The organism is Arthrobacter sp. JDC6 (assembly GCF_056484025.1).
Genome location: NZ_CM151278.1, coordinates 2,052,261 through 2,070,828, shown reverse-complemented (window position 1 = coordinate 2,070,828; position 18,568 = coordinate 2,052,261). Strand labels below are relative to the sequence as shown.

Sequence of the window (18,568 nt, the reverse complement as noted above, 5' to 3'; positions counted from 1 at the left end):
TGCGGTCATGCTGCTCGGATCCCTGCAGCTGGGTGCCGCGTCCGTGGACGTCTTTCCCGAATTCGCCCCACCCCGGGTCGAAATCCAGACCGCGTGCCTTGGCCTGACTGCCCAGGAAGTCGAAGAGCTGGTCAGCGTTCCCATCGAGGCAGCGGTAGGCGGCATGCCGGGACTGGACGAGCTGCGGTCCAAATCCGTTGCGCAGCTGTCTTCGATCGTGTTGCTCTTCCATCCGGGCACCGACCTGCTCAACGCCCGCCAGCAGGTCTCGGAACGCATGGCGTCCGTGACGGCGGCGCTGCCGACCTGGGCGGCCCCGCCGGTCATGCTGCAGCCGCTGTCCGCCACGAGCCGCGTGATGAAGATAGGAATGACGTCATCTGAGCACTCGCTCATTGAGATGTCCATGCTGTCCTACTGGACCATCCGGGCCCGCCTCCTGCGGGTTCCCGGTGTGGCCAACGTGGCAATTTGGGGGGAACGGCTCCAGATGCTGCAGGTGCAGGTGGAACCCGACAAGCTCAAAGCCCAGGACGTTTCCCTCAACCAGGTCATGGAAGTTACCGCCGGCGCCCTCGACGCAGGCCTGCTTAGGTACTCGCCCGGAAGGTTCATCGGCACCGGGGGCTTTATTGACAGCCCCAACCAGAGAATGGGGGTTCGGCACGTCCAGCCGATAAAGACTCCCGCCGACCTGGCCCAGGTGACGATCCGTGAAAAGGACGGCGTGCCCCTCCACCTTGGCGACGTAGCCCAAGTAGTGGAAGACCACCAGCCACTCATCGGTGACGCCGTCATCAATAGCGGCCATGGGCTCATGCTCATTGTCGAGAAACTGCCCTGGGGCAACACCCTGGACGTGACCAAGGGCGTTGAGGAGGCCCTGCATGAGTTGCAGCCCGGCTTGAGTGGAATCAGCTTCGACACCACCATCTTCCGCCCGGCAAGCTTTGTGGAGGAATCCATCTCCAACCTCAGCCTGGCCCTGCTGCTCGGCTGCCTGCTCGTCGTCCTGATCCTGGGCGCTTTCCTCTTCCAATGGCGGACAGCCCTCATCAGCCTCATCGCGATTCCGCTGTCCTTGCTCACAGCTGCCCTGGTCCTGTATTTCACCGCCAGTTCGATCAACACGATGGTCCTTGCGGGGCTGGTCATTGCGGTCGGTGTCGTGGTCGATGACGCCATCATCGACGTCGAAAACATCATGCGGCGGCTGCGGCAGCACCGCGCCCGGGGCAGCGGCGAATCCACGTCCTCGGTGGTGTTGAAAGCCTCGCTCGAAATGCGGAGCCCCATCGTCTATGCCACCCTGATCATTGTGGTGGCGGCAGTACCCATCTTCTTCCTGGATGGACTGACGGGCGTCTTCTTCCGGCCGCTGGCAATCACCTACACGCTGGCAGTACTCGCCTCAATGCTGGTGGCGCTGACGGTCACTCCGGCCCTGGCACTGATCCTCCTCGGTAACGCCAAACTGGAGGAGCGTGACGCTCCCCTCGTCCGCGTGCTCAAGCGCGGCTACCACGCGGTCCTTTCAGGCATGATGAAGCGGCCCCGCTACGGCTACGCGGGATTTGGAGTCGTCGCCCTGGCAGGTTTGGCGATAGCACCCCTCCTGGGCTCATCCCTGTTCCCCACTTTCAAGGAACGGGACTTCCTGATGCACTGGGTCTCACAGCCGGGAACGTCAGCCGCGGAGGAATATCGGATCTCCCAGCGCGGCTGCGAGGAGTTCCTCAAAGTGCCCGGCGTCCTGAATTGCGGTACACACATTGGTCAGGCCTTCACCGCCGACGAGATTGTTGGCGTCAACGCGGGCGAGCACTGGATCAGCATTGACCGTCACGCCAACTACGACGAGACGCTCGCCGCCGTGCAGGACGTTGTCAACGGGTATCCCGGCCTGCACCGGGACGTCCAGACCTACCTGAAGGAACGGATCGAAGAGGTCCTCACGGGAGCCAGTGAGCCGATCCTCGTCCGCGTTTACGGGGATGACCTCAACGTGCTGCGTGAACAGGCCCAACGGGTCAAAGACATCCTGGACGGCATCCACGGCACCCAGGACGCCCATGTCTCCCTTGAGGTTGAGGTTCCGCAGATCTCTGTCACGGTCAACCTGGCCCAGGCACAGAAATACGGACTGAAACCTGGCGATGTGAGACGTGCGGCAGCCACGCTCGTGGCTGGCGAGGAGGTAGGCGACGTCTTCCGCGACGGACGTGCCTACGACGTCCACGTCTGGAGCACTCCCGCCACCCGGTCCAGCGTTACCAGCATCGAAGACCTGCCGATCGACACGCCCACCGGCCAGCGGGTCCGCCTCGCTGATCTGGCCACCGTGGCCCTTCAGCCGGTGCCGAACCAGATTGACCGTACCAACGGATCGCGCCGCGTTGAAGTTGGATCGTTCCTGGCATCGGGCGCAGACCTCGGCAACGTCGCCCGCGAGCTGCAGCAACGCCTTGACACCCTGGACCTGCCGGCCGGTTACAGCGTGCAGCTGCTAGGCGAATACACCGAACGTGAGGCGGCCACGAACCGCCTGATGATTTTCGCCGCCGCTGCCCTCGTCCTGATCCTCCTGCTCCTCCAAACATCATTCCGGAGCTGGCGGCTCGCCGTACTGTCCCTTCTGACCCTGCCGATCGCCTTGGTGGGCGGGGTTTTCGCCGCTTTCATGTCCGGCGGGATCCTTTCCCTGGGCTCGGTTGTGGGCTTCCTGACGGTGATGGGTATCGCTGCGCGCAACGGCATTTTGCTCATCAGCCACTGCCAGCATCTGGAAAGGGACGAGGGTGAGACCTTTGGCCGTGACCTGGTGCTGCGCGGGGCAGCCGAGCGGCTGTCCCCGATCCTCATGACCACCCTGGCAACCGGATTGGCCCTGGTGCCCCTGGTGGTCATGGGGAATGTCCCGGGCCACGAAATCGAACACCCCATGGCAGTGGTCATCCTGGGCGGCCTCGTCACGTCCACCCTGCTGAACCTCTTCATTGTGCCGTCGCTGTACCTCCGCTTCGCCAAGCGGCGCCCGGCCCGCGGCACTCGCCGCCCCAACCCGGAACCAGCCCCCGCTGGATAGCGGCAGGGTGCACAAAACCCACTCACAACGAAAGGCCGGCCATGTTCCATCGACAAAAGCGATTCACCGCATACGGTTCCACGCTCATGCTTGTCCTGGCGACGCTCACCGTGACGTCCGCCGCCACCGCGGCCGCGGCACAACAACCACCGGAGCTCTGCGGTCCCGGCTCTGCGATCAACTTCGACCCTTCTGATTTCCAGACAAAACCGCATATCGACAACAAATGGTTCCCGCTCAAGCCGGGCATGCAATTCACAACCACTGGGGAGGTGTCCTCTTCGGACGGCGTCCACGCGCACAGCGTGGTCAGCACCGTGACAGGGCTGACGAAAGTGATTGACGGCATCACCACGCAGGTGGTGTGGGACCGCGATTATGACAACGGCGAACTGGTCGAATCCGAGCTGGCGTTCTTCGCGCAGAGCACCAGCGGCGCCGTCTGGCTGTTCGGCGAATACCCCGAGGAATACGAAAACGGCAAGTTGGCCGGCGCACCAAGCACCTTCATCAGCGGCATCGCGAAGGCGCAGGCCGGTATCGCAATGAAGGCCACGCCCCGGACAGATACTCCTCCGTATGTGCAGGCGTACGCACCGAAGGTGGATTTCCTTGACTGCGGGCAAGTCTTCAAGCAGGACCAGCACGTTTGTGTTCCTACGGGCTGCTACAACGACGTGCTGGTGATCGATGAATTCAACCCTCTGGAACCACCTGACGCCGGGCATCAGCGAAAGTTCTATTCAGCCGGAACCGGGCTGGTGAAGGTCACTGCAGTGGGCGGTTCCGACCAGGAATTCATGGATCTGGTGAAAGTGCGGCAGCTGGATGCCCGGCACTTCGCCCGTGTCAATGAGGAGGCCCTGGAGCAGGACGCGAGGGGCTACGAGGTCAGCAGGAGCGTTTACGCGAAGACACCGCGGGCCCAACTCTGCGATTGAGCCTCGGAACCGGACATCTCCTGACCGGAGCCCGTGAACAGGGAGGGCGGCACCAATGCCGCCCTCCCTTTTCACTGCTGTCCGGATTGTACACTGCTGCCCGGACTGTTCACTGCTGCCCGGATTGTCCACTGCTGTCCGGGCCGCAGAGAGTGCTGCCTAGCGCACGTCCTCGTCGACCCAGTCCATGGACTTGGTGACAGCCTTCTTCCAGAGCCGCATCTGGCGGTCCTGTTCGGCCTTGTCCATCTGCGGTTCCCAGCGCTTGTCCTCGGACCAGTTGGCCGAGCACTCGCCCAGGTCCTTCCAGAAGCCAACAGCCAGGCCAGCCGCGTAGGCTGCCCCCAGCGCCGTGGTCTCGATGACCTTGGGCCTGATCACCGGGACGCCGAGGATGTCCGCCTGGAACTGCATCAATGCGTCGTTGGCGACCATGCCGCCATCGACCTTCAGTTCGGTCAGCGGAACGCCGGAGTCCGCGTTGACGGCGTCAAGCACCTCGCGGGTCTGGAATGCCGTGGCCTCCAGGGCTGCCCGGGCGATATGGTTCTTGTTAACGAACCGGGTCAGGCCCACGATGGCCCCCCGCGCGTCGGAGCGCCAGTACGGGGCGAAGAGGCCGGAGAACGCGGGGACGATGTAGACGCCGCCGTTGTCCTTGACGGATGCGGCCAGGGTTTCCACCTCGGGGGCGCTGCTGATCATGCCCAGGTTGTCGCGCAGCCACTGGATCAGCGAGCCGGTCACGGCGATTGAACCTTCCAGGGCGTAGTGCGGCTTGGCATCGCCCAGCTTGTAGCCCACGGTGGTCAGCAGCCCGTTCTTCGAGTGGACAATTTCCTCGCCCGTGTTGAAGATCAGGAAGCAGCCGGTGCCGTAGGTGTTCTTGGCTTCTCCTGCTTCAAAGGCGGCCTGGCCGAATGTGGCGGCCTGCTGGTCGCCCAGGATGCCCGCCACCGGCGTTTCCCGCAGCAGCTGCGAGCTGTGGACGGTGCCGTAAACCTCTGAGGAGGACTTGATCTCCGGCATCATGCTTCGCGGCACGCCAAAGATCCCGAGGATTTCGTCGTCCCACTGCAGGGTTTCGAGGTCCATGAACAGGGTCCGGGAGGCGTTGGTGACATCGGTGACGTGGACACCGCCGTCCACGCCGCCCGTGAGGTTCCAGAGGACCCAGGCGTCGGTGTTGCCGAACACCAGGTCCCCGGCCTCTGCCTTTTCACGGGCGCCGTCAACGTTGTCCAGGATCCATTTGATCTTGGTGCCGGAGAAGTAGGTGGCCAGCGGCAGGCCCACCTTTTGTTTGAAACGGTCCGCGCCGCCGTCCCTGCCCAGTTCGTCGACGATGTCCTGGGTGCGGGTGTCCTGCCACACGATGGCGTTGTACACCGGCTTGCCTGTGGTCTTGTCCCACACGACGGCTGTTTCACGCTGGTTGGTGATGCCGACGGCGGCAATGTCGTGCCGCGTCAGGTTCGCCTTGGAGAGGGCCGAGCCGATGACCTCACGGGTGTTGTTCCAGATTTCCGCGGCGTCGTGTTCCACCCATCCTGCCTGCGGGAAGATCTGCTCATGTTCCATCTGGCCGGAGGAGACTATGGCGCCGCTGTGGTCGAAGATGATGGCGCGGGTGCTGGTGGTGCCCTGGTCAATGGCGATTACGTACTGGTTCATGATGACGTCCTTGTCTTGTTTATGGCTGTGATGAGTACGGGTCAGGAAGCGGCCGTGATGATGATCGGGACAATCCGGGCGACGAGTCCACCCAGGGCGCCGCCCACAAGCGGGCCGACCACAGGAATCCACGAATAGCTCCAGTCGCTGGAGCCCTTGCCCTTGATGGGAAGCACAGCGTGGGCGATGCGCGGTCCCAGGTCACGGGCAGGGTTGATGGCGTAGCCGGTGGGGCCGCCGAGGGAAACACCGATACCGACCACGAGCAGCGCTACTGCCAGCGGGCCGAGCCCTGAGGGGGTACCGCCGAGGGTGAGGATGACGAAGACCAGCACAAAAGTGCCGATGATTTCGGTGATCAGGTTCCATGGGGTGGACCGGATGGCAGGGCCGGTGGAAAAGGTCCCAAGCTTGCTGGCAGGCTCGGGTTCGTCGTCGAAGTGCTGCTTGTAGGCCAGCCAGCAGACCACGGCACCAAGGAATGCACCCACCATCTCGCCACCGAAGTAGGTGAGGGTGGAAGCGAAGTCTACGGTGACTCCCGGCGCATATTCAGCCTTGCCATTGAGCAGCAGGCCGAGCGTGACGGCAGGGTTCAGGTGCGCGCCCGACTTGGCGGCGACGAAGACACCACAGAAGACGGCAATGCCCCATCCCCAAGTGACCATCAGGAAGCCGCCACTGTTGCCTTTTGTCCCCCGCAAAGCCACGTTGGCAACGACGCCGCAACCCAACAGGGTCAGCATGCCCGTGCCAAAGACTTCGGAGAGGAAGACTATTCCTAGAGACATCTTTGACTCCATTTCTTTGTTTAGTTGTCGGTCCTCCGCTGGTGAAGGACCGTGTGGCCGGGACGCTGTAGCGCCCCGGCCGGAAACCTGGCCTTAGGCGACCAGGCTGTGCGTTTCCACGCGGTGGAAACGCTGCAGCACGTCCTGTGCGTGCTTGATCTCGGCGGCGCGCGCCGCCGCGTCCCACTGGAGCGGGACGGACAGGACTTCCGCCACTTCGTTGAGGAGTTCACCGGTAACCAGTCCGCGGAAGGCCAGGGAGGTACGCCGGATGAGGACGTCCACCAGGTGCCCCACCTGCTCATTGGCCGCCATGAATTCCAGTTCACGGACGCTCAGTTCACGGGTGGACCGCAGCGCGTGGTCGGGCTCGGCATCGAGGTAGGCGATGACCTCTTCGGCCCGGGTCCCGTAGCGGGTCAGCAGTCCGGCCGTGCGGTCTGCATCCCGGCCGCCGGCCATGTGGGCCTTGATCCATTTCTGCACGCCAGCTTCGTCGGCAGGGAAACCGGCGCCGCCGCCGATGGGGAGCTGCGCCGTGGACACCTTGCGCTGCACGCCGAGTTCACTGAGGACCTCGTTGGTCAGGTGCTCGGCAAGGGCACGGAAGGTGGTCCATTTGCCGCCCACCAGGCTCAGCACGACGGCGCCGCTCCCCTCAGGTGCGGACGCGCGGCGTTCGATGCGGTAATCACGTGAGACGAAGCCGGGCTGGGTGGCGTCATGGCTGGGCAGGGGGCGGACACCCGAGAACGTGTACACGATGTCCTCTGGTGTGACGTCGACCGAGGGGAAGACGTGGTTGATCAGTTCAAAGAAGTACTGGATCTCCTCGTCGGTGCAGACGGCGTCCTCCGACATGTCCGCGTCAACGTCCGTGGTGCCCACGAGAACCCGGTCGCCCATGGGGTAGATGAGGACGATCCGGCCGTCGGTGTGCTCGAAGAAGATTTCCCGGCCGCGGCAGGCGGCGAGGAGGCCCGGGTGGTCCAGCACGATGTGGGACCCCTTGGTGCCTCCCATGAACGAGGATGCCGCACCCATTGCCTGGTTGGTGTGGTCCACCCAGGCCCCGGTGGTGTTGACGATGATGTCCGCCGTGAAGTCGAATTCCTCACCGGTCAGTTCGTCGCGAAGGCGGACAGTGCTTCCCCTGCCGGTTCCCGGATTGGGGGTTGCAGACATGGATTGGAGTGACAGGTAATTGCTGGCGCGGGCCGTATCACTCTGTGCGCTGGTGCCCCTCGCGTTACCGGCGCGTCCGGCCTTTTCGCCGTCCTGCAGGACGTCCAGGGTCAGCCGCTCCGGGTTGTGGACGGACGCGTCGAAGTAGGTGGCCGTGTATTTGACGTCGGGCCGCAGGGCGGGCAGTTCCCCGAGGGCTGCCTTGTGGGTCCTGAACTGGTGCCGCGGTACCGTCCCGCCGTTCCTGGAGAACGAATCGTAGAGACTAAGCCCCACCTTGATGAGGAACGCTCCACGCTCCTTGGGCTTTCCCTGCTGCTTGTGGGTCAGGAAGCGCAGCGGTGCCGAGAGGATGCCGGAGAAGGTGCTGAAGATGGGGATGGTTGTCTGCAGCGGCTTGACATAGTGCGGCGCAATCCTGAGCAGGCGGTTGCGTTCCACCACGGACTCCCGGACCAGGCGGAACTCGCCGTTCTCGAGGTAGCGGATTCCGCCATGGATCATGTGCGAGGACGCACCGCTGGCGCCCTGGCAGTAATCTCCGCGTTCCACGAGCGCGACATCGACGCCCTGGAGTGCCAGATCACGGAAGGTGCCCACTCCGTTGATGCCACCGCCAACAACCAGCACCTTCGCGTGCGGACGTTGCCGCAGGCTGTGGACGGACGCGCGCCCGGCCCCCGGCCGGGGCACTGAAACAGAGGAGGGTTGAACAGTTGAATCCTTGGGTCCCAAAACGTCTCCCTTGGGGCTTTGTGTGATGCGGACGCACTGGATAGCGCCGCCGTTCTGCTCTATTGTTCGGAGAAATGGAAAATGGAGTCAAGGACTATGCACGAACGTGCAGAATGGAAGTGAGATGGCACTTTCACGGGACGCAGATGCCCTCCGAGCTGCACAAATGTACTACTTGCAGGACCTCACCATGGACGCGATTGCGCGTGAACTGCGCACGTCACGGTCCACGGTTTCCCGCCTTTTGTCGTCCGCACGGGATTCGGGCCTGGTGCAGATCCAAATCCGCAACCCTTTGGACACCGGACCCGAACTGGAAGGGATCATCCGCCGCCGGTACAACCTTGATGTCCACGTGGTTCCCATCCTTGGCACGCTCAACGAAGCCGAAACCCTCGACCGCGTGGCCATGCAGGCGGCGCGCACCATCGGGCCCCTGGTGGATTCCAACGCCATTATCGGCGTGGCCTGGGGATCAACGCTCAGTGCAGTCAGCCGGCACCTCACCAGGAAAATCACGCATGACAGCGTGATAGTCCAGCTCAACGGCGCCGGAAACATGCACACCACGGGCATTACCTATGCCAGCGACATCATGCGCAGGTTCGGCAGCGCGTACGGAGCCCGGGTGGAGCAGTTCCCGGTTCCGGCCTTCTTCGACCACGCCGCCACCAAGACGGCAATGTGGAATGAACGCAGCGTGCAGCGCGTGCTGGAGCTGCAGGCAAAGATGAGCATCGCCATCTTCGGTGTGGGTTCCGTGCACGCCGACTATCCCAGCCACGTCTACGCGGGCGGGTACCTCGATGAGGACGACCTGAACGCCCTTGCCAACTCGGACGTGGTGGGTGACGTCGCCACGGTCTTCTTCCGCGCCGACGGGTCCTCCGACGGGATCGTCCTGAACGAAAGGTCCACCGGTCCGGCGCTTGCCCAGCTGCGGCAGGTGCGCCGCAGGATCTGCGTGGTGTCGGGGGTTTCCAAGATCAACGGCCTGCGCGGCGCCCTGGCAGCGAGGCTGGCCACCGACCTGATCCTGGACGAAGCCACCGCACGCCGCCTAGTCGATTACGAGGGACTGACCAGCTGAAGTGGGTAGAGTCGTTGCCATGAGAACCTCACCCCGGCTCAGCCTGAACAACGGCGTGCTGATAGACCAGCTCGGCTTTGGGCTGTACAAGGTGCCGCCAGCAGAGGCGGAAGGGCTCGTGGCCACCGCGCTCGCCGCCGGCTACCGCCACTTCGATACCGCCGCCATGTACGGGAACGAAACCGGCGTGGCCCGCGGCATCAGTTCCCAGTTGGGCGACGGGACAGGCAGCGGCGGCTCCGGGGAACTGTCGCCGTCCCTGAGCCGGGAGGACGTCTTCATCACCACGAAAGTGTGGAACGACCACCACGGCTACGACGCCACGCTGCGGGCTTTCGACGACTCCATGGTCAACCTGGGACTGGACTACGTGGACATGTACCTCATCCATTGGCCCTGCCCACGCCGTGGCTTGTTCCCGGAAACCTACCGGGCCCTGGAAACGCTGTACCGCGAAGGCAGGGTCCGTGCCATTGGCGTCAGCAACTTCCAGCCGGCACACCTTGACCGCCTGCTCCAAAGTGCCGAGGTGGTTCCCGCCGTCAACCAGATCGAACTGCACCCGTGGCTGCAGCAGGAGGAACTGCGCAGCAAGCACGCCGGCCTGGGCATCCGGACAGAAGCGTGGAGCCCGCTGGGCCGCGGCCAGGTCCTGGCCGATCCGGTGATCCAGGCCTGCGCCGCCGAGCACGGCCGGACGCCTGCGCAGGTGATCCTTCGCTGGCACATGCAGCTGGGGAACATCGCCATTCCCAAGGCCAGTTCCGAAGCGCGGATCCGGGAGAACCTTAACGTCTTCAATTTCGAACTCTCCGAACGCGACCTGGCGGCCATCAACGCGCTGGACCGCGGGCATCGGACGGGCTCGCACCCGGACAACGTCAACTAGGCCCGCGCATGGACACCGTAAATCCGGGGACCTCCCCTGCGCCTGCGTACCTGAGCGCGGGGCTTTCCGCCCGCACCTCAGCCTCCACCGTGACCATCGACGGCGGCACGGTGGCCTTCTGGACCTATGCGCCCCTGCAGGAAACGCCGGAGACCCGCACCATCCTGGTGGTCCATGGGTTCCGCGGCGACCACCACGGGCTCCTGCGCGTCGCGGACAAACTGCCGGAGATGCGCATCATCATGCCGGACCTGCCCGGCTTCGGCAGCTCCGATGCCTTTGCCCGGGACCCGCACTCGGTGGAGCGCTACGGGCAGTTCATCAGTGACTTCATGGCGTCCCAGGGACTGGGGCCGGAAACCGTGCTGCTGGGACATTCATTCGGCTCCATCCTTGCTGCGTACTTCGTGGCCAACAACCCGGAGGCCGTGCGTCCCCTGATCCTCATCAACCCCATCGCTGCTCCGGCGCTGGAAGGACCCAAGGGCGTGATGACGCGGCTGGCAGTCCTGTATTACCGGCTGGCGGCACGGCTCCCCCGCGGGCCGGGCCTGGCCCTGCTGCGCAACCGGCTGATTGTGCGGGTCATGAGCGAGGCCATGGCCAAGACCCGCGACCGGGAGCTGAGGGCTTTCATCCACGGCCAGCACCACGCCTACTTCAGTTCCTTCGCGGACCGGGACAGCCTGCTGGAGTCGTTCACGGCCTCCGTCAGCAACCACGTGGCGGAGGTGGCCGGACAACTGGAACTTCCCGTGCTGCTCATCGCGGGCGAAAAGGATGAAATCGCCACCCTTCCCAGCCAGCACCGCCTCCTGTCACTGCTTCCGGACGGGGAACTGAAGGTGATTCCCGGCGTCGGACACCTGATCCACTACGAAACGCCGGAGCCGGCCGCCCGACACATCCGCAGCTTCCTGAAGGACCACCCCGCGTGAAGATCGTCATTGATGCACGTTTCACCCGTACCGACCATCACGACGGCATCAGCCGCTACGGAGCCAGCCTGATCGCTGCCACGGCAAAAATCGCGGATGTCTCCATGCTGGTTTCCGACGTCCGGCAGCTGGCCCTCCTGCCGGACGTGCCGTACACGCTCATCAGCAGTCCGCTGTCGCCGCTGGAGCTGTTCGTTGCCCGGAAGGTCAATGCCACCGGGGCTGACGTGGTGGTGTGCCCCATGCAGACCATGGGTACCTGGGGCCGGAAGTACGGGCTGATCCTCACGCTGCACGACCTCATCTACTATGAGCACCCCGCTCCCCCGGGCTTCCTGCCGGCCCCCGTCCGGCTGCTCTGGCGCCTCTACCACAAAGCGTTCTGGCCGCAGCGGCTGCTCCTCAACCGGGCCGACACCGTGGCCACCATCAGCAGGACCACGGAGGCGCTGATGGCCAAGTACCGGCTGACGCGCCGGCCCGTCCGCATCATCGCCAACGCTCCCCAACCGGCGCAGGAACCCCGCCAGCCTGGCGACGGCGCGGACAAGACCATCATTTACATGGGTTCGTTCATGCCCTACAAGAACGTGGAAACCATGGTGGCCGGCATGGCCGGACTGCCCAAATACACGCTGCACCTGCTGAGCCGGATCACGCCGGAGCGGCGGGCGGAGCTGGAAAGCCTCATCCCGCCGGGCGCCTCCGTGGTGTTCCACAACGGCGTGACGGACGCAGAGTATGACGGCCTGCTGCGCCGGGCGACGGCGCTGGTGAGCCTGTCCCGGGCCGAGGGATACGGCCTTCCCCTGGTCGAGGCCATGGCCGTGGGTACCCCGGTGATCGCCAGCGACATTCCCATCTTCCGGGAAGTCGGCGCGGACGCCGCCACCTACGTGGACCCGGAGTCACCCGGGCAGTTCGCGGACGCGGTTGCGCAGCTGCAGGACGACGCGCACTGGCAGGACATGTCGCGCCGCTCCCTGGCCCGGGCGCGGGAGTTCAGCTGGGATGAATCGGCCCGCCAACTGGTGGAAGCGGCACACGAGGTCGTGGCGAAAAGGCGCCGCTGAGGACGTCCCCAAGGCACCATTGCCCTGGCCGTCACAGAACGTCCCCAGCCTAGAGGACGTCAACACCGTCCAGGCGCAGCTGCACAGGGTCCGTGGCCCGTTTGGCGGCCACGGCTGCGCGGGTCACCCGCAGGACACGGACGACGGCGGCGGCCTGGCCATAGGGGAAGAACAGCAGGGTCCGGACGTCCTCGGCCGAGCGCCGGCCGGAAGGCGGTGCGGTGAGCACCAGCGGCGCCGGACCGGCGGTGCGGATAGTTATCCCCGCGCCGGCGAGGTCCGCTGCCACGGCACCTGTGTAGTGTTCGACGGCGGCGCGCGGCCCGGTGACCGAGGCGATGCGCACCGCTGGGGGAAGCTGCAGTTCCACGCGCAGGGACAGTTCCCGCTGGGCATAGCCGGCCGGGTCCCAGCGCAGCAGCGCGCCGGTGGCTGCTGTGTCCGTGGCGGTGACCACCACCAGCCCGCCGTCCGGGGCGGGACGGACGAGGGCAGCGGCGTTGAACCAGCGGCGTACCGTGTCTTCGCCCGCCCGGAGAGTCTCCCGGCGCAGCAGGGAATCGCCGTCCAGCAGCAGGGCGGCAGCATACCCGGCCTCCGCCACCGGTTCGGCCCCCACGGTCGCCACCACCAGCGACTTTCCCGCCCCCACCGTGGCTTTCACTTGGTCGCCGGACGATGTGATGACCGTTGTGCCGGGAAAGGCCCGGCCAAGCTCCTCGGCTGTACGGAGGACTCCAGTGGAACCTTTCCGCAGCCGCCGGGCGCCGCAGTGAGAGCACTTCCAGTCCGGCGCCGGCGTGGAACACCAGCGGCATTGGGGAAGCGCGGAGGTGCCGGCCAGCGCAAGGGGCCCCTGGCAGTTCCCGCAGCGGGCCGGCTCCCGGCAGGTTTCACACACCAGTGACGGCGCGTACCCTGCCCTGGCAACCTGGACCAGGACAGGGCCACGCTCAAGACCTTCCTTGGCGGCCTGCCAGGCAGCGTGCGGCAGGCGCGCGATGGTGGCCAGTGGGTCCCGCCCCTGCTCGAAGCTGTCTGCCGTGCTGACCACGCGGGGAACCGTCCTGCGGACGGTGGCACGCTCAGTGTCAACCGGGACGGCCCAGCCGGCTTCCACCAGACGCTGGACCTCGGTGCTGCGCGCGTGCCCGGCAAGGAGGCAGGCCGTGCCCTCCTGCTCGGCGCGAAGGAGCATGACCTCCCGTGCGTGGGCGTACGGTGCGCGCTGCTCGATATGGAGGTCGTCGCCGTCGTCCCAGCACGCCACGAGCCCCAGGTCCTGCACCGGGGCGAAGGCGGCCGAGCGTGTCCCGATGGCGATGGTGGCCTTGCCCGCGAGCAGGCGCAGGAAGTTCCGGTACCGGGGCGTGGGCCCGTCGTCGGCGGTCAGCCTGGCTACGGCAGCGTCCGGCACCAGGTCCTTGAGTGCCTGCTCCAGGCGGTCCAGGTCCCGGTAGTCAGGCACCACCAGCAGGGCGCCCCTTCCGGAGGAATGCGCTGCAGCGGCGGCCTGGGCAAGCATGGCCGGCCAGCCGGCAGTCCCGTAGCCCTGCAGCGGATTGACGGCGGCCCGCGGAGATCCACCGGCGGCCAGGTGCCGCAGGAAAGCGGCACCTGTGCGGAGTGTGCCCCAGGCTGAAGATCCGGGGCTGCCCTGGACGTCCTGCACGGCTTCGGCGTCGGGGATGTCCAACGAGTCCGGAAAGTCCTTTTCCAGCCTGGCAACCCGGGGTGGAACGGCTAGGCGCAGGACATCGCTGACCGTCCCCGCATACCGTGCAGCGACCGCCGTGGCGAGGTCCCGGACGGCCGGCGTAAGGACCTGGACCGGGGACACAACTTTTGCCAGGGGTACAAGGGTGTGTCCGGCGTCGGACTGTGCCACGCGTTCCAGGACGAATCCACTGAGGTCCTGGCCGTTGAACTTGACCTTGACCCGGACCCCAGGCTGGGCTGCCTGGTCAAGCGCGGCCGGGACGGCATAGTCGAATGGGCGGTCCAGGTGAGGCAGCGAGGACTCAATGAGCACCCGCGCCACCGGAAGCTGCTCCGCCACGGTGACGCCGCCTTGCACGGGACGTGCAGGGAAGCCCTGGAGCAGGGACGGCTGGACGGAACTGCCAGCAACCATGGCGGTCACCTCCGTTCAGCTGACGGGTTGGACAGGATCAGCCAAGCACCGGGCACTGACATTGGACGTCCGGCAGCCGGCCGAAGCCGGCTAGGCGTTGAAGAATGCCTTCAGGTCGTCCACCCGGTCCAGGCGCTCCCAGGTGAAGTCGGGCTCATCCCGGCCGAAGTGCCCGTGGGCGGCGGTCTTGGCGTAGATGGGGCGCTTCAGATCCAGGGCATCGATGATGGCGCGCGGACGTAGGTCGAAGATTTCCGCGATTGCTGCGCTGATCCGGGCCGGATCCACCGTCTCGGTGCCGAACGTCTCCACGTAGGTTCCCACCGGCCGGGCCTGGCCGATGGCGTACGCGATCTGGATCTCCGCGCGCTTGGCCAGTCCAGCGGCCACCACGTTCTTGGCAACCCAGCGCATGGCGTACGCGGCGGAGCGGTCCACCTTGGACGGGTCCTTCCCCGAGAAGGCGCCGCCGCCGTGGCGGGCCATACCGCCGTAGGTGTCCACAATGATCTTGCGGCCGGTGAGGCCGGCGTCGCCCACCGGGCCGCCGATGACGAACTCGCCGGCAGGATTGAGGATATTTTCCGTCCGTGAGATGTCCAGGTTGGCGCCCGCGAGGACGGGTTCAATGACGACGGCGGCAAGGTCGGCGCGCAACTGCTCCAGGCTTGCCCCCTCCGCGTGCTGGCTCGAAATCACCACGGTTTCCACGGAAACGGGCACGTCTTTGTCGTAGCCGACCGTCACCTGGGTCTTGCCGTCGGGGCGAAGATACGGCAGCTGGCCGGTCTTGCGGACTTCGGTGAGCCGCTCGGACAGCCGGTGGGCCAGCCAGATGGGCGTGGGCATGTAGGAAGGGGTTTCATCGCTGGCGTAGCCGAACATCAGGCCCTGGTCGCCGGCACCCTGGAGGTCATAGTCGTCCTCCTGGCGGCCTTCGCGTGCCTCAAGGGAGTTGAACACGCCGCCGGCGATGTCGTTGGACTGCTGGCCGATGGAGACGGACACGCCGCAGCGGGCGCCGTCGAAGCCGTTGGCTGAGGAGTCGTAGCCGATGCCCAGGATGGTCTCCCGGACGATCTGCGGGATTTCGACGTACGCGTCGGTGGTGACTTCGCCTGCCACGTGCACCAGGCCCGTGGTGGCCATCGTTTCCACAGCCACGCGGGATTCGGGGTCCGCGGCCAGCAGCGCGTCCAGGATGGCGTCACTGATCTGGTCGCAGATCTTGTCCGGATGGCCTTCGGTGACCGATTCGGACGTGAAAAGCCGGAGCGCGGAGGGCGTGGCCCCATGGGTGTGGGGAAGGTGCAGCGGTAAAGTCACTCAACTACCTTACTGGTTGGTGGTGGCACTCCCGTCAGGGAGAAGTCGGTAGATGTCCCCGTGCTAAGCAAAGGTGGCCGGAAACACTTCAGGCGAGGGGCGAAACAGGTTCAAGTGGACGAAACACGGTTCAGTTCAAAGCTGATGCGGCGGACGATGGCTTCCGAAACCTCTGTCTTGGTTCCCGAAGCTTCCTGTGGTTCGGAGCCGGAGCGCGACAGGATGACCACCGAGTTGGAGTCGTGGCCAAAGACCTTGTCCGCTCCTACGTGGTTCACCACCAGCAGGTCGCAGCCTTTCCGCTGGAGCTTTGCTTCCGCATATGCCAGGACGTCGCCCTGGCTGTCCCCGGTTTCGGCGGCGAATCCGACGATGAGCTGCCCGGCCTCGCCGGCACCCGCGTTGCGCTGCTCCACGAGCTCCTGCAGGATGTCCGGGTTGCGGACCAGGGTGATGACGGGATCGGCGGTGTCGTCCCGTTTCTTGATCTTGGTGTCCGAGACTTCCGCCGGGCGGAAATCGGCCACGGCCGCGGACATGATGACGACGTCGGACACGGCGGCGGCTTCCAGTGCGGCTTCCCGAAGTTGCAGGGCGGTCTCCACGCGGACCACCTCCACGCCGGCGGGCGGCGGAACGTCCATGTGGGCTGCCAGCAGGCGCACGGTAGCCCCGGCGTTCCGCGCTGCGACCGCAAGGGCCACTCCCTGCTTGCCGGATGACCGGTTGCCAAGGAAACGAACGGGGTCCAGCGGTTCGCGGGTGCCGCCGGCGCTGATGGTGACGGTGCGGCCGGCAAGGGGCAACTGGTAATCACTGCGTCCCTGGACCAGGGCCATGGCTGCGTCGAAGATCACCTGGGGTTCCGGAAGCCTGCCGGGACCTGAGTCTGCCCCGGTCAACCTGCCGGAGGCGGGTTCCAGGACGGCTGCGCCCCGGCTGCGGAGCGTCTCAACGTTGGCCCGGGTGGCGGGATGCTGCCACATTTCCGTGTGCATCGCGGGGGCGAACAGCACCGGGCCGTGGGCCATCAGCAGGGTGTTGGTGAGCAGGTCCCCGGCCTGGCCGGTGGCAGCCTTCGCCAGGAGGTCCGCTGTCGCAGGTGCCACCACCACGAGGTCCGCCTCATGGCCAAGGCGGACGTGGTTCACCAGGTGCACGTCATCAAAGACACTGTTGCTGACCGGGTTTCCGGACAGCGCCTCCCAGGTGGCGGTACCGATGAAGCGGGTGGACGCCTCCGTGGGAATCACCGTGACGTCATGGCCGGCTTCAGTAAAAAGCCGGAGGAGCGATGCCACCTTGTAGGCGGCGATCCCTCCCCCGACTCCGAGGACTATGCGCACGTGACCTCCGTCAACAGCAAGTCAGTTCAGCGGCAGGATTACTCTGCGGCTTCGATCGGCGTGGAAACCAGCTTGCCTTCGTTGATTTCGCGCAGTGCGATCGACAGCGACTTTTCGTTCAGCTTGGTGTCGACCAGGGGTCCGACATACTCGAAGAGGCCCTCGTGCAGCTGGGCGTAGTAGGCGTTGATCTGACGAGCACGCTTGGCACCGAAGATCACCAGGCCGTACTTGGAGTCGGCTGCCTCAAGCAGCGAGTCGATCGGCGGGTTGATGATGCCTTCAAGGTTCGTGGACACGAATTCTCCAAATTCCTAGCGGGCTGACGGTTCCGGCAGGTGTGGATGCGGTGTCAGCCCCATGAGTGAAACTAGCTCGTCCGCTGCCCGGCGGACGTCGTCGTTGATGACGGTGTGGTCGAACTCCGGTTCAGCAGCAAGTTCCAGTTTAGCGGTTTCCAGGCGTCGCTGCTGTTCTTCCGGTGTTTCGGTGCCCCGGCCCACCAGCCGGCGGACCATCTCGTCCCAGGTGGGCGGGGCCAGGAAGACGAACTGGGCGTCCGGGACGGCTGCCTTGACCTGGCGCGCACCCTGCAGGTCGATCTCCAGCAGCACGGAGCGGCCCTCCGCGATGGCCTGGTTCACGGTGCTCTTCAGGGTGCCGTAGGTGTTTTGTCCATGGACGACGGCCCATTCCAGGAGTTCACCATCGGCGATGAGCCGCTCGAACTCATCCTTGGTCTTGAAGAAGTAGTGGACGCCGTCAACTTCCCCGGGCCGGGGCGCCCGGGTGGTGGCTGAAACGGAAAGCCATACTTCGGGGTAGTTGTCACGGATGTAGGTGGACACGGTGCCTTTGCCAACAGCCGTCGGACCTGCGAGGACTGTCAGTCCAGGTTTCTTGCTCACGTATTCCTTTTGCCGCAGTTGGGGGAAAGACAGGCGCCGCCTGCCTCAATGCTCGTCAATAAAATCTACCAGCGCCCGGCGCTGGTGGACGCCCAGGCCCCGGACCCTGCGGGACGCTGCGATGCCCAGCTGCTGCATGATGGCGGCGGCCCGCACCTTCCCGATGCCGGGAAGGGCCTCAAGCAGTTCCGAGACCTTCATCCTGGCCAGTGCGTCGTCTTCCAAGGCGGAGCTGATAATGTCCGCCGCGGACCTGTCGCCGTTCCGAAGGCTTTCCTTGGCGGCCGCACGGGTGGCCCTGGCTGCCGCTGCCTTGCCCAGGGCGTCGGCCCGTTCAGATGCGGATAAAGGTCGCAGGACCATCACGGACACCCCCGGATTCGGCGGATTTCATCCAAGGGCGGCCGCCCTTGGACCTGTCCTGAAACTACCCTTTGGTGCAGCCCGAATCAA

The 18,568-nt window shown here is 65.3% G+C and carries 15 protein-coding genes; 6 read left to right on the top strand and 9 right to left on the bottom strand.

The genetic code is table 11. The features are described 5' to 3' along the window. The first annotated feature begins 7 nt into the window (after positions 1–7). Together ACV095_RS09685 and ACV095_RS09680 are read left to right on the top strand one after the other, a co-directional pair. Positions 8–3,085 (top strand): efflux RND transporter permease subunit, encoded by a 3,078-nt coding sequence (locus ACV095_RS09685; protein ID WP_018769289.1) that lies wholly within the window; start codon positions 8–10, stop codon positions 3,083–3,085. A gap of 41 nt (positions 3,086–3,126) precedes the next feature. Next, positions 3,127–4,026 (top strand): hypothetical protein, encoded by a 900-nt coding sequence (locus ACV095_RS09680; protein ID WP_056390439.1) that lies wholly within the window; start codon positions 3,127–3,129, stop codon positions 4,024–4,026. A 159-nt stretch (positions 4,027–4,185) separates the two neighbouring features. Here the strand turns inward: ACV095_RS09680 and glpK are convergent, their stop codons facing one another. From glpK to ACV095_RS09665, 3 genes are all read right to left on the bottom strand, one after another. Next, a complete protein-coding gene (glpK, locus tag ACV095_RS09675) occupies positions 4,186–5,700 on the bottom strand; it encodes a glycerol kinase GlpK (protein WP_018769291.1) in 1,515 nt (504 codons plus the stop codon). Between the two features lie 41 nt (positions 5,701–5,741). After that, positions 5,742–6,491 (bottom strand): MIP/aquaporin family protein, encoded by a 750-nt coding sequence (locus ACV095_RS09670; RefSeq protein ID WP_026265770.1) that lies wholly within the window; start codon positions 6,489–6,491, stop codon positions 5,742–5,744. Positions 6,492–6,584: 93 nt separating this feature from the next. Next, a complete protein-coding gene (locus ACV095_RS09665; protein WP_056390442.1) occupies positions 6,585–8,369 on the bottom strand; it encodes a glycerol-3-phosphate dehydrogenase/oxidase in 1,785 nt (594 codons plus the stop codon). A gap of 166 nt (positions 8,370–8,535) precedes the next feature. Between ACV095_RS09665 and ACV095_RS09660 the strand changes: the two genes are divergently transcribed. The 4 genes from ACV095_RS09660 to ACV095_RS09645 are packed head-to-tail and all read left to right on the top strand — an operon-like array spanning position 8,536 to position 12,401. Further along, complete coding sequence (locus ACV095_RS09660; RefSeq protein ID WP_018769294.1) at positions 8,536–9,501, top strand: sugar-binding transcriptional regulator; 966 nt, start codon at positions 8,536–8,538, stop codon at positions 9,499–9,501. A gap of 19 nt (positions 9,502–9,520) precedes the next feature. Further along, positions 9,521–10,390 (top strand): aldo/keto reductase, encoded by an 870-nt coding sequence (locus tag ACV095_RS09655; RefSeq protein WP_056390445.1) that lies wholly within the window; start codon positions 9,521–9,523, stop codon positions 10,388–10,390. 8 nt (positions 10,391–10,398) lie between these two features. Then, complete coding sequence (locus ACV095_RS09650) at positions 10,399–11,328, top strand: alpha/beta fold hydrolase (RefSeq protein WP_018769296.1); 930 nt, start codon at positions 10,399–10,401, stop codon at positions 11,326–11,328. After that, entirely contained in the window at positions 11,325–12,401 is a 1,077-nt protein-coding gene (locus tag ACV095_RS09645) for a glycosyltransferase family 4 protein (RefSeq protein ID WP_018769297.1), read from the top strand. The genes ACV095_RS09650 and ACV095_RS09645 overlap by 4 nt, the downstream gene beginning before the upstream one ends. Positions 12,402–12,450: 49 nt before the next feature. Here ACV095_RS09645 and ACV095_RS09640 read toward each other — a convergent pair whose 3' ends face one another. The 6 genes from ACV095_RS09640 to mihF all read right to left on the bottom strand — a co-directional run bounded on the left by ACV095_RS09640 (position 12,451) and on the right by mihF (position 18,478). Further along, on the bottom strand, positions 12,451–14,535 hold the full coding sequence (locus ACV095_RS09640) for a primosomal protein N' (RefSeq protein ID WP_478223342.1): 2,085 nt from the start codon (positions 14,533–14,535) through the stop codon (positions 12,451–12,453). A gap of 90 nt (positions 14,536–14,625) precedes the next feature. Further along, entirely contained in the window at positions 14,626–15,861 is a 1,236-nt protein-coding gene (gene metK, locus ACV095_RS09635; protein ID WP_478223341.1) for a methionine adenosyltransferase, read from the bottom strand. Positions 15,862–15,971: 110 nt separating this feature from the next. Further along, positions 15,972–17,207 carry a bifunctional phosphopantothenoylcysteine decarboxylase/phosphopantothenate--cysteine ligase CoaBC gene (gene coaBC, locus ACV095_RS09630; RefSeq protein WP_134164712.1) on the bottom strand — a complete coding sequence of 412 codons (1,236 nt, stop codon included), beginning with the start codon at positions 17,205–17,207 and terminating at the stop codon, positions 15,972–15,974. A 38-nt stretch (positions 17,208–17,245) separates the two neighbouring features. Further along, a complete protein-coding gene (gene rpoZ, locus ACV095_RS09625; RefSeq protein ID WP_003800778.1) occupies positions 17,246–17,506 on the bottom strand; it encodes a DNA-directed RNA polymerase subunit omega in 261 nt (86 codons plus the stop codon). 15 nt (positions 17,507–17,521) lie between these two features. Further along, complete coding sequence (gene gmk, locus ACV095_RS09620; protein ID WP_144599766.1) at positions 17,522–18,115, bottom strand: guanylate kinase; 594 nt, start codon at positions 18,113–18,115, stop codon at positions 17,522–17,524. 45 nt (positions 18,116–18,160) lie between these two features. Continuing rightward, positions 18,161–18,478: an integration host factor, actinobacterial type gene (mihF, locus tag ACV095_RS09615; protein ID WP_026265771.1), complete on the bottom strand. Its 318-nt coding sequence runs from the start codon at positions 18,476–18,478 to the stop codon at positions 18,161–18,163. Positions 18,479–18,568 lie beyond the last annotated feature (90 nt).

Excerpts from the sequence above, each read along its gene's own strand:
- mihF (WP_026265771.1), bottom strand. The coding sequence starts at position 18,478 with ATGGTCCTGCGACCTTTATCCGCATCTGAACGGGCCGACGCCCTGGGC.
- ACV095_RS09660 (WP_018769294.1), top strand. The coding sequence starts at position 8,536 with ATGGCACTTTCACGGGACGCAGATGCCCTCCGAGCTGCACAAATGTAC.
- ACV095_RS09670 (WP_026265770.1), bottom strand. The coding sequence starts at position 6,491 with ATGTCTCTAGGAATAGTCTTCCTCTCCGAAGTCTTTGGCACGGGCATG.
- glpK (WP_018769291.1), bottom strand. The coding sequence starts at position 5,700 with ATGAACCAGTACGTAATCGCCATTGACCAGGGCACCACCAGCACCCGC.
- ACV095_RS09685 (WP_018769289.1), top strand. The coding sequence starts at position 8 with ATGCTGCTCGGATCCCTGCAGCTGGGTGCCGCGTCCGTGGACGTCTTT.
- ACV095_RS09655 (WP_056390445.1), top strand. The coding sequence starts at position 9,521 with ATGAGAACCTCACCCCGGCTCAGCCTGAACAACGGCGTGCTGATAGAC.
- ACV095_RS09650 (WP_018769296.1), top strand. The coding sequence starts at position 10,399 with ATGGACACCGTAAATCCGGGGACCTCCCCTGCGCCTGCGTACCTGAGC.
- ACV095_RS09680 (WP_056390439.1), top strand. The coding sequence starts at position 3,127 with ATGTTCCATCGACAAAAGCGATTCACCGCATACGGTTCCACGCTCATG.
- ACV095_RS09640 (WP_478223342.1), bottom strand. The coding sequence starts at position 14,535 with ATGGTTGCTGGCAGTTCCGTCCAGCCGTCCCTGCTCCAGGGCTTCCCT.